Origin of the sequence: Pseudomonas sp. PvP025, from assembly GCF_017832155.1 — a bacterium.
Classification (GTDB): domain Bacteria; phylum Pseudomonadota; class Gammaproteobacteria; order Pseudomonadales; family Pseudomonadaceae; genus Aquipseudomonas.
Map to the genome: position 1 here is coordinate 4,314,478 of NZ_JAFIBJ010000001.1, position 8,911 is coordinate 4,323,388.

The 8,911-nt window shown below is 59.5% G+C and carries 6 protein-coding genes and 1 tRNA gene; all 7 read right to left on the reverse strand.

Annotated elements, in window-relative coordinates:
- Positions 1 to 134 precede the first annotated feature (134 nt).
- On the reverse strand, positions 135 to 410 hold the full coding sequence (locus tag JOE32_RS18810; RefSeq protein WP_080932528.1) for a hypothetical protein: 276 nt from the start codon (positions 408 to 410) through the stop codon (positions 135 to 137).
- The gene (locus tag JOE32_RS18815; RefSeq protein ID WP_209987383.1) at positions 407 to 1,387 is read right to left on the reverse strand and encodes an integrase domain-containing protein; all 981 of its coding nucleotides are present in this window, start codon (positions 1,385 to 1,387) and stop codon (positions 407 to 409) included. The genes JOE32_RS18810 and JOE32_RS18815 overlap by 4 nt, the downstream gene beginning before the upstream one ends.
- Before the next feature lie 907 nt (positions 1,388 to 2,294).
- A complete protein-coding gene (locus JOE32_RS18820) occupies positions 2,295 to 3,617 on the reverse strand; it encodes an integrase arm-type DNA-binding domain-containing protein (protein WP_058422632.1) in 1,323 nt (440 codons plus the stop codon).
- 172 nt (positions 3,618 to 3,789) lie between these two features.
- Positions 3,790 to 3,865: transfer RNA gene (locus JOE32_RS18825), tRNA-Thr, on the reverse strand.
- 119 nt (positions 3,866 to 3,984) lie between these two features.
- Positions 3,985 to 5,361: an HlyD family type I secretion periplasmic adaptor subunit gene (locus JOE32_RS18830; RefSeq protein ID WP_209987387.1), complete on the reverse strand. Its 1,377-nt coding sequence runs from the start codon at positions 5,359 to 5,361 to the stop codon at positions 3,985 to 3,987.
- Complete coding sequence (locus JOE32_RS18835) at positions 5,351 to 7,504, reverse strand: type I secretion system permease/ATPase (RefSeq protein WP_209987390.1); 2,154 nt, start codon at positions 7,502 to 7,504, stop codon at positions 5,351 to 5,353. The genes JOE32_RS18830 and JOE32_RS18835 overlap by 11 nt, the downstream gene beginning before the upstream one ends.
- A gap of 45 nt (positions 7,505 to 7,549) precedes the next feature.
- Positions 7,550 to 8,902: a TolC family outer membrane protein gene (locus JOE32_RS18840; RefSeq protein WP_209987392.1), complete on the reverse strand. Its 1,353-nt coding sequence runs from the start codon at positions 8,900 to 8,902 to the stop codon at positions 7,550 to 7,552.
- Positions 8,903 to 8,911: the final 9 nt, after the last annotated feature.

An 8,911-nucleotide genomic window follows, 5' to 3' on the forward strand; every position in this document is an offset into this window, starting at 1 on the left:
AGTAAAACATAGAGGTTATCAAACAACAGAGGTTAGGTTCAGGGGCTCAAGAGGCCCGCCCTAATCCCAATCAAATCGTTGGCTGGCTCAATCTGCCAGTTAGGGATACAGAGCGCGCAGTTGCTGGCATTCGGCTAACGTTGAAAATTCCAGGATTTTCCTAGGCGCAGAGTGATCAGGCTTGTGGTCAGCAGGTAGTAGTAGCGCGTCGATTTCGAGTTTGAGTTCATGTGGTGGTTCAAAAACCAAACGAGATGCTTTCTTTGCCATGTCCATGGATTATCTCGGTTCCAGCGTTCAGAAATGGCTGCTTGAATAGTCTTGGCCTGGCGGATGTGACGTTCGCGTGTGGCATGTGCTCCAGTCAGTGCCCCAGCCAAGAAGATCTCCATATCGAATGGTTTATTCATACCCGACCACCGATGTACGCCGATACCACGTCGATTCGACCGTGTCCCAGCTCATAGCTGATTTGTAAGCGTGCCTCTCGATCAAGGCGTGGATCGAGGCGCCTGCACCTGCCACCGTTGATGGGCGCTAGGTGATGAGTGATCTGCTCATAGCGTTCGCATGCATAAGCCGCGCGCAATTCGTGGAAGCCTTTGAGGTTGTGCTGATGGAGGATGTTCCGTGCGGGGCGGACGATTCCCTGTTGGAAATCAAGGTAGCTTTCGTTCGGAGCAAGCAGGTTGCGGCTACCGTCGGGCGAGGTCTGTTCTGCAAACCTCAGTGCGTCACGAACATGATCATCTACCGTAATCCAGCGAGGTCCCGATGCACCTGAGCGGCCACCTTTGGTGCCATCCTGGATGTTAATTTTGCCAAGTTGCTCTGCTTCACGTTGCAATCGAGGCAGGTCGGCCAAAATGGCCTCGCGCATGCGCATGCCGGTGGCTCGCGCCAACTGCGCGATGGCCGCGGCGCGCGGCATTTGGTGTTCGCAGAGCACGTCGACGATCCGCTTCGCGTGTTCGGGGTCTTGGCCTTGTGGCAGCGAGCGACGAACACTGGTGCGCCGCATTCCCAGCGTCTTGCTCGGGCTAGGCACTTTCACATACTGATCACCGCGAAGCGCCGCCATGGTTCGGTTCACGCTGGACAATCGGTTTTGCGCGGTGGCGATGCCAATAGCGCCTTGTTCAACCTGGTGACGCAGATGTCCGGCATAGTTCAGCAACGTCTGCCGATCAATCTGCCGCGCATCGTTAAGCCCCGGTCCATCTTCCGACCGACACCACCGTACAAACGCCTGCCATCGATCACTGTGCGCTTTGACCGTGCCGTAATGCCCGCCGCCAAACAGGTCCCGCAATGCCTGCGGCCCGGCATAGCTCAGTTGCCGACCGTAGCCAAAATTGCGTCCATCTCGCCTGCCCACCAGTGCCATGATCAAACTCCTCCCGAAGCCAAACCTTTGAAACTTTCCCCACGTCATCCCGCCACGAATGTTGAGTGTTATCAGGGATCAAGGCCCCTGCGACCTGTGAGGGTTGTCCACTAACGCGGGACTGGCGGCTCTTTACGACCGGGAGCTTGGGCATCTCATGATCTGACCTCCTGAGCACTTCCGAAGACGTGGGCGGGTGGAGGTTGCACTGGCTGACGAGACCAATGCCGCGAGATCCTGAGTCGGGTGAGGGCAGCGATGCGATGACCGGGGCGTGCCTGACTGTCAGTCAGGTGCAGCCCATTCCGTGGGCTGTGGCACCATCATTTGCGTCGCTGTTATAGGTGACTTCGGTGTTTGTCACGCCGATTGTCACGAGGGGGAATGCCGCAAAGCCTTGTACGAGTTGGGCTGCAGCAGCGGTAGGAGCGCCCGTCTCTTTCCGGAAGAAAGAGACGGGCGCAGGTTGGCGCAAGGAAATGGCCAAGCGGATAGGTTGCTGCAGGGCAGCTATGAAAGGGGGGAGTTGCCGCAGTGGGCACACTGGTAAAAGTAGGCATCCATCACATCGCTGTGACCGTGCGAGCCGCCGGACGCTAATCGCACTTTGGGAGAACCACCACGGTGTGGCGTAGCCTTAAAGGTTCTGGCTACCTGGGTTGCTGTCAACGACAGCGCTTTGCCCGATCTTTTCTACGCCTGTGGATAATTCGGGTCAAGGCTCGAATTTTCGGGAGTTCTGCGGCTGTGGATGAAATTATCCACCGGTGGAAATCAGTGGTTTTCCACAGACACTTGTGTGGGCTTTAGATTTTTTAAGTGAGGTCCATCCAAGCAGGGCGGCTTTGCAGCCCTGTTTGGATGGACCCGCGTGGACAAGCGGATCACTGAGATAAAGACCGAGCGCTTACTCAGTTGCGCCACGTTTTGCTTTTAAGCGAGTGACGTTCGGTCCGATCTGGTTCGCGAATTCGTGGGGGGTGACATGCTCCTGTCGATTCGTCTCAAGGTACCGGCTCCACCAGTTCATGATCAATCTGCGCTCCTCAATGAATTCGGCCTTGTGGATGTAAGCGGCGCGGACGTTGTTGCGTTCTTTGTGGCTCATCTGCCTTTCAATTGCGGTCTCGGACCACAGTCCTGACTCAATCAGTGCGCTACATGCCATCGAGCGGAAGCCATGGCCACAGATTTCGGTTTTGGTGTCGTAACCCATATTTCGAAGCGCGCTGTTCACCGTGTTTTCAGACATCGGTTTCGACGGGTTGGCATCGCCTGCAAATACCAGGTCGAATTCGCCGGTGAGGGTGCGGATCTGTTCAAGCAGGGTCACGGCTTGCGGCGATAAGGGTACAAGGTGGATGTCCCCGGCCATCTTCGTACCTCTTGTTGAAAAGGGTACTCCGTCCAACGCGGGTCGAGTGTCCGGTATCTCCCAGGTGCCGCGCTTGAGGTCGAACTCGCTCCAGCGGGCGAAGCGCAGTTCGCTGGAGCGGACAAACACATGTAGCGAGAGCATGACTGTCAGCCGAGTCAGCGTTCGTCCTTTGTAGGTGTCGATGCGCTCCTGCAATTCAGGCAGACGCGATAAGGGTAAAGCTGGGCGGTGAACTACCCTCGGGGCTTTGATCAAACCCTCAAGGTCGGAGGCAGGGTTTGCCGCGATCTGTCGAGCACGTTTCGCCTCGCGCATGATACTTTGCAGGTAGTTTTGTACCCTTAACGCGACGTCAATCGTGCCACGTTTCTGGATTGCTTCCAGAGGTTGCATCAAGTCGTGAGTGTCTAGGTCGACAATAGCGCGATCACCGATTAGTGGAAAAACATGGGTTTTGAGACGGCTCAGGACCGTCTTGGCATGGCCCGGAGCCCATTTGGCAGACATCGCTTTGTGCCAGTCCAAGGCTGCGCTCTCAAAGGTTCGGCCTCGGATTGTGGCTTGCGTCTTGGCTTGGTGTTTGGACTCGATGGGGTCGAGCCCTTCCGCCAGCATCCGTTTGACCTCCAGGCGCTTCTTGCGCGCATCGGCGAGGCCGACCACGGGGTAGTTGCCGAACGAGGTCAGTCCTTCACGACCATCAGGTTTTACATACCTGAAACGCCAGCCTTTGCGGCCATTGGGTTGGACTAAAAGGTAGAGGCCGTCGCCGTCGAAAAGCTTGTAGGCGCGGTCGGTGGGCTTGGCTGAACGGCAAGCCGAATCGGAGAGTGGGGCAGTGGTGCGCGACATAAGGGTACTCCTCCCTTTATCGAATGACCTTACCCCTATCTTTATCCTTAAAACGGCTGGTATCCATAAGATTTTGGCGGAAACCGACGGAACGCCAAAACGAAAAAACCCGCCAGAAGGCGGGTTTTTCGGGGGTTTCAGAGATTTTGAAAGCCTTCTCTGGAACCTTGTATGGTGCCGGCACCAGGAGTCGAACCCGGGACCTACTGATTACAAGTCAGTTGCTCTACCAACTGAGCTATACCGGCGTGTTAGGGCGACGATTATAGCGATTGGCGAGATCCTGTAAACCCCTGAAAACTGACTATTTTTGCGAAATCCTCAGTTTTCTCCAATTCCCTACGCACACCGCGTAAATCCAAAGCCATCAACGCTCGTGCAATGCCTCGGCCCGTGACTTGATGATCGGCTTGAGCAGGTAGCTCAGCACGCTTTTCTTGCCGGTAATGATGTCCACCGACGCCACCATGCCCGGGATGATCAGCAGCGGTTTCTCATCGGTGCCCAGGTGGCTGCGTTCGGTGCGCAGTTTGATGACGTAGAAGGTGTTTTTCTTCTCTTCATCCTGCACGGTGTCGGCGCCGATCTGTTCGAGTTCGCCTTTGAGGCCGCCGTAGATGGTGTAGTCGTAGGCGGTGAACTTGATCATGGCTTCCTGGCCCGGGTGCAGGAAGGCAATATCCTGCGGACGGATGCGTGCTTCCACCAGCAGGGTGTCGTCCAGAGGCACCACTTCGGCGATGTCGCTGCCGGGCTGGATCACGCCGCCCACGGTGTTCACCAGCATCTGCTTGACGATGCCGCGCACCGGCGAGGTGACCATGGTGCGGCTCACGCGGTCTTCCAGGCCTTTGGAGGTGGCCTGGGCCTTGCTCAGGTTGGTGCGTGCTTCGTTGAGCTGGGCCAGGGCTTCGCTGCGGAATTTGCCGCGGGTTTCGTTGATCTTCTGCTGCACTTCGTTGATGGCTGCCTGGGCACGCGGGATGGCCAGGGTGGTGCCGTCGAGCATGCCACGGGTTTCAACTTCCGAACGTTTTAAGCGCAGCACTTCCACTGGCGAAATAGCACCCTGCTGCACCAGCGGTTCGGACATGCCGATCTCCTGGCGCAGCAGGCTCAGGCTGTTGCGGTACTGCTCCTGTTTGGAGCTGAATTCACGCAGCTCCTGCTGACGCTGCAGCAATTGCTGTTGCAGCCCGCCAATCTCGTCGGCCAGTTGCTGGCGCCGGCTCAGGTACAGCGACTCTTCGTTCGAGGCCTGGTTGGGCACGGCCTTGCGGGCATCTTCGGTGATGTTCAGTGGGCGGTTTTCCACTTCCGCGCTCAGGCGCTCCACGCGCAGTTCCATGGCCACGCGGTCGGCTTCGGTTTCGCCGACGTTGGAGGCAAAGCGCGTGTCGTCCAGGCGCACCAGCGGCGCGCCGGGTTCGACGATCTGGCCTTCGTGCACGTAGATCTGCGCGACGATGCCGCCTTCAAGGTTCTGGATTTTCTGGATGCGCGATGACGGGATGGCCTTGCCTTCGCCCTTGGTCACTTCATCGATGATCGCGAAGTGCGCCCACAGCACGAGGAATACGAAGAAGCCGATCACGCCCCAGATGGTCAGGCGCACGATGCGCGGTGCGTCGTCGACCAGGGCTTTTTCCACTTCGGGCAAGGGCTGGTCGTCGAGGGAGTCGGTGCCTCTGAAATAACCGACGATGACGTCTTTGAGGCGACGTGGTCCGGATTTAAGCGACACTGATCTGCCCCTTTTTCAGCGCTTCCATAACGGCCGCTTTCGGGCCGTCCGCGAGGATCTGCCCGCGGTCGATCACCAGCAGACGGTCGACCAGGCTCAGCAGCGAAGCACGGTGGGTGACGAGAATCACCGTCTTGTTTTCGATCACCGACTGCAGGCGCTGCTTGAGGCGCTCTTCGCCGGTGTTGTCCATGGCGCTGGTCGGCTCGTCCAGCAACAAAATCGGCGGGTTGAGCAGCAGCGCACGGGCCAGGGCAACGTTCTGGCGCTGGCCGCCGGACAGGTTTTGCCCGCGCTCGCCCACTTGCAGCTCGTAGCCTTGCGGATGCAGCCTGGCAAACTCATGCACGCCGGCCAGCTCGGCTGCCTGCAAGACCATTTCATCGTCGACATAGCGCGCACCCGACACCAGGTTGTCGCGCAGCGTGCCGGCCAGCAATTGAATGTCCTGGGCCACGTAGCCGATGTTGTGGCGCAGTTCGCTGACGTCGATCTGGCGGATGTCCACGCCGTCCACCAGCAAGGAGCCGGCGTCCGGCTGATACAGGCCGACCAGCAGTTTGGCCAGCGAGCTTTTGCCCGAGCCGCTGCGGCCGATGATGCCGATCTTCTCGCCGGGGCGGATGTTCAGGTTGATACCGCGCAGCGCCAGGGTCTGCTGGTTCGGGTAGGTAAAGTCGACTTCACGGAACGCCATCGCGCCTTGCAGCGCTTTACGGCTGAGCGGGCGCTCGTCGTAATTGCGCTCCTGCGGCAGCTCCATCATCTCGTCCACCGACACCATCGTCACCTTGGCCTGCTGGTAACGGGTCAACAGCCCTGACAGTTGGGCCAGCGGCCCCAGCGCGCGGCCGCTGAGCATGTAGCACGCCACCAGGCCGCCCATGCTGAGGTTGCCGTCGATGATCTGGTACACGCCGAAAATGATCATCGCCACGCCCGCCACTTGCTGGATCAGCAAGGTGATGTTCATGGCCAGGCCCGACAGCACTTTCACTCGCAGTTCGAGCCGGCTGAGGGTGCCGATGGTCTGTTCCCACTGGTACTGGCGCTCGCTCTCGGCGTTGTTGACCTTCACCGCATCGAGCCCGGCGAGGGTTTCGATCAGGCTCGACTGGCGCTCGGCGCCCAGCGCCATGGTGCGTTGCAGGGTCGCCGTCAGCGGCTTCTGCAGCATATGGCCGATACCCAGCGCCAACGGGAAGGCGATGATCGGGATCCACACCAGGTGGCCGCCGAGCAGGGCGATCACCAGCAGGATGATCAGGGTAAACGGCAGGTCGATCAGGCTGGTGAGGGTCAGGGACGTGAGGAAGTCGCGCATCCCCTGAAACTCATGGATATTTTGCGCGTAACTGCCCACCCGTGCCGGCCTCACTTTCATCGCCATGCCCACGATGCGCTCGAACAGCGTCGCGGAAATGATCAGGTCGGTTTTCTTGCCCGCCAGGTCCAGGCACAAACTGCGCAGGCTCTTGAGCAGCAGGTCGAACAGGTAGGCGCCACAGATACCGATGGCCAGTACCCACAGGGTGGCGGTGGCCTGGTTCGGCACCACGCGGTCGTACACGTTCATCACGAACAGCGGCGCGGCCAGGGCGATCAGGTTGATCACCAGGCTCGCGGCGATGGCGTCGGCGTACAGCCAGCGTGAGCGTTTTAGCGTGTCACGAAACCACGAGCGCGCACGCGGGATCAGCGTGCCGTTGGTGACATCGAACTTGTGCTGCGGCTGAGCGAAGAACACCCGGCCGCTGTAGTCCTGGCTCAACAGTTCACGGCTGACATGAACCTCACCGCCGTCGCTTTCGCTCAGCAGCAGGCGCGCCGTGTCCCCGTCCCAGCCCAGCAGCACCGCACTGCGCCCCTCCTTGAGCAGCAGCATGGCCGGCAGGGCAATCGTCGGAATCTGTTCCAGCTTGCGTTGCAGCAACCGCCCCTGCAAACCTGCGCGGGCGGCTGCGCGTGGCAGCAGCTCGGCGCTCAGGCGTTGCGCGGCCAGGGGCAGGCCGGTGGTCAGCATGGCCCGGCTGGCGGGTTTGTAATGCAGGGAACAGAGGGTCAGCAGACCATCCAGTAAAGGATCGTCGTGCTGACTGCGCGGGTCATGGTTGAGCTGCGCCACATCGATATCAGAATTCAAGCTGACTCTCTCTTAATGCGTTGAGTGCTCCAACTCCGTAAAAAATCAGTTCATCCCTGGCAGGTTCACTTTCGTTTTGACTTCGTTTTGCACGACCGAGGCCAGCGGGGCGACGATGCCCTGGCTTCTCAGCAGTTGGCCCATGTCGGCCTTGATGCGGTATTGCGTGTACAACTGCAGGTTCTTGATCTGCGCCAGACGCTGCGACGCGGTGAACAGTTCGTTCTCGCTGTCGAGCAGGTCGAGCAGTGTACGCTCACCGAGGCTGAACTGCTGCTGGTAAGAGGTGCGCACGCGGGTGCTGCGGTCCACGTACTCCTGGGCGATCGGCACCTGCGCCGTGGCATTGTTGTAGGCGTTCCACGCCAGGCTCAATTCCTGGTTCAATTCGCGCAGGGCGTTGTTGCGGATATCCAGCGCCTGGGACGCCTGGGAGGCCTTGGACTGCAGGTCGGCCTTGTTGCTGCCGCCGGAGTACAGGTTGAACTGCATGCGCAGCATGGCGGAGTAGCCATTGTCATGGCCTTCTTCGCCGCCGACATTGTTGTTGGCCGAGCGCTGCAGTTCGGCATCAAAGCGCGGGTAGAAGGTCGACTTGGCGGCTTCGTACTGCTTTTCGGCGGCGGCGATGTCCGATTCGGCCGAGCGCAATACCGGGCTGCTCTCCACCATCTGGCGGCGCGCTTCTTCAAGGTTGGCCGGCATCAGGGCGACAAAGCCCTGCGGTCGTTCCAGTTGATCGGGCTCCTGGCCGACGGCGCTGATGTAGTTGGCCTTGGCGTCTTCCAGGTTGGTCTGCTCGGTGAGCAGGTTGTTACGCGCTTGAGCCAGTCGGGCTTCGGCCTGGTCCATGTCCGCCATTCTTCCGACGCCACGGCTGGTGCGCAGTTTGATCTGGTCAAAAATGCGTTCGTGGCTTTTCAGGTTGTCTTCTGCCAGTTGCACCATCTCGCGACGGGTCAGCACATCCAGATAAACCTGGGCGACCGTCAGGGCAGTGCGCTCGGTGGTGTTGAGCAACGCATAGCCACGGGAATTGGCGGTGGCTTGCTGGCGGCTGACTTCATTTTGCGTGCCGAAGCCCTGGAACAGGTTCTGTTGCAGGCGAATGCTCGACTCACCCCGGTTCAGGGTTTTCCAGTCATGGCTGTTGCTGGCGGCGCGGGTGTTGATGTTGTCGGAGCTTTCACGGCCATAACCGCCCAGCAAGTCCACTTTAGGCAGGTAGCCGCCCTGGGCCGCTCGCACTTGATAGTCGGCAGCGATGCGCGCGTTCACGCCAGCCTGGATCTCCGGGTGCACGTCCACTGCCTTTTGCATGGCCTCAGGGAGGGTTTGGGCCTGCACGAAACTGGCGGCGAGAGCGAACGGCACGGCGATGAAAAAGTGCAAACGCATTCTGATGTT

What these genes read in the sequence shown, in the direction of transcription:
- JOE32_RS18815 (WP_209987383.1), bottom strand. Translation starts at nt 1,387, where the DNA reads ATGGCACTGGTGGGCAGGCGAGATGGACGCAATTTTGGCTACGGTCGG.
- JOE32_RS18840 (WP_209987392.1), bottom strand. Translation starts at nt 8,902, where the DNA reads ATGCGTTTGCACTTTTTCATCGCCGTGCCGTTCGCTCTCGCCGCCAGT.
- JOE32_RS18810 (WP_080932528.1), bottom strand. Translation starts at nt 410, where the DNA reads ATGAATAAACCATTCGATATGGAGATCTTCTTGGCTGGGGCACTGACT.
- JOE32_RS18820 (WP_058422632.1), bottom strand. Translation starts at nt 3,617, where the DNA reads ATGTCGCGCACCACTGCCCCACTCTCCGATTCGGCTTGCCGTTCAGCC.